This window comes from Maribacter sp. (assembly GCF_039968975.1).
Classification (GTDB): Bacteria; Bacteroidota; Bacteroidia; order Flavobacteriales; family Flavobacteriaceae; genus Maribacter.
On the sequence record NZ_JBDVOT010000131.1, the window covers coordinates 1 to 2097 of the forward strand.

Genomic DNA, 2097 nt, shown 5'->3' on the forward strand with positions numbered 1-2097 from the left:
TAGGTATTCAGTATAATTTTAAATAACGAATAACCAGATCAAATAAAAAGAGCCCTCAATTGAGAGCTTTTTTTATGTAATATAAATAGCGTTAGCATCTAAACGCTACAATTCTATTTCTTTCAAAGCATTTATAGTCGCATCTAAATCATCATAACTTAAGGCATCGTTTAAGAAGTAACTTTCAAAAGCACTAGGTGGCAAATAAACGCCTCTTTCTAGCATACCATGAAAGTATTTCTTGAAGGTTTCATTATTACCTTTTGCAGAAGAAGCAAAATCAACCACAGGTTCATCGGTAAAATGTACTGAAATCATACTACCGTAACGGTTGATTTGATGTGCTACTTTTTTCTCGGTCAACACTTCGGCTATGCCTTTATGCAAATATTCCGCTTTTTCGGCTAGGCTTTTAAATACTTCAGGGTTATTGTTCAATTCGGTCAACATAGCCAAACCTGCACTCATAGCTAACGGATTTCCACTTAAAGTTCCTGCTTGATAAACGGGACCATCAGGAGCAAGAAAGTCCATTATCTGATTTCTAGCAGCAAAAGCACCTACTGGTAAACCACCACCAATAACTTTACCATATGTAACAATATCAGCCTTTATGTTCAATACTTCTTGGGCTCCGCCTTTTGCCAAACGAAATCCGGTCATTACCTCATCGAAAATTAGTAAAATGCCTTCTTGAGTACACAGTTCACGAAGACCCTTCATAAATTCATCAGTAGGCACTATGCACCCCATATTACCGGCAATTGGCTCAATAATAATCGCTGCCAACTCGCCTTTATTGGCTTGTACCAATTCTTTCACTCCGGCTAAATCATTGTAATCTGCTAACAAAGTATCTTTTGCCGTACCCTGAGTAACACCTGGGCTGTTAGGGCTACCAAACGTAACTGCACCACTACCTGCTTGAATCAAAAACGAATCTGAATGACCATGGTAGCATCCTGCGAATTTTATGATTTTATCTTTACCTGTAAATCCTCTTGCTAAACGTACTGCACTCATACAAGCTTCTGTTCCGCTGTTCACAAACCTAATTTTTTCCATATTAGGCACCATAGAAATAGCCAGTTTTGCGAGCTCCGTCTCTATTTCCGTAGGCATACCAAACGAAGTACCGTTCTGTGCCTTTTCTACAACAGCGCTAATGACCGATTCATGGGCGTGACCTAATATTAACGGTCCCCAAGATGCGATATAATCAATTAATTTATTCCCATCTTCATCATACAGATAGGCACCTTTTGCTTTCTTTACAAAAATTGGATCGCCGCCAACTGCTTTAAATGCTCTTACAGGTGAATTTACTCCTCCAGGTATATATTTTTTCGCCTCTGCGAACAGGGCGCTACTTCTTTGATAGATCATTCTCTTAATAAATTTTTATTATTTGACTTTAATTGGCTGTCCAATAGATAAGTCTGCACTGCGTAAATTATTCAACTCCATTAATTCATCGACACTCATATAGTACTTTTTAGATAAAGAATACAAAGTATCTCCTTTTTGCACCGTATGTATGTTGCTTGCATCGTTCGTAGCTACAGTTGTAGTTTTATATTTGACTTTTTTAGATTGTTTGTCATACTTGTGCAAATCATATTTCTCTATCAAATAGATCAATTTTTGCGGGTATTTTGGATCTGTAGCATAACCCGCCTTTCTTAAGCCTCTTGCCCACCCTTTATAATCGGTATGTTTTAAATCGAAAAGAAAAGCATATCTAGACCTAGTGGTCAAGAAAATACTATGATCCCTAAAAGAATACATGGGGTGGTTATATTTTCTAAAACACTCTCCCTTTTCATCATCGTCATGAAAGTCATAATCACCCTCCCAACCTTTATGGCATTTAATACCAAAATGATTATTGGTTTTCATAGCCAATTCACCTTTTCCGTTACCACTCTCTAAAAGCCCTTGAGCCAAGGTTATACTCGCGGGTATACCGTAGCCTATCATCTCTAGTTGAGCGGTCTCTGCAAATGTACTTATGTATTCTGATGGAGAATCTATGTTAAACCGTACAAATTTAGATGGCTCTGCAGGTAGATTTGCATTTTCTTCCTTTTTAGAAAT

Annotated in this window: 2 protein-coding genes; both read right to left on the bottom strand. The window is 37.6% G+C overall.

All coding sequences use genetic code 11. From position 1 onward, the window contains the following. Positions 1–105 precede the first annotated feature (105 nt). Positions 106–1386 carry a glutamate-1-semialdehyde 2,1-aminomutase gene (gene hemL, locus ABJI11_RS08575; RefSeq protein WP_348351245.1) on the bottom strand — a complete coding sequence of 427 codons (1281 nt, stop codon included), beginning with the start codon at positions 1384–1386 and terminating at the stop codon, positions 106–108. 18 nt (positions 1387–1404) lie between these two features. Further along, positions 1405–2097: glucosaminidase domain-containing protein (locus tag ABJI11_RS08580; protein WP_348351247.1), on the bottom strand; the 693-nt coding region annotated here is incomplete at its 5' end.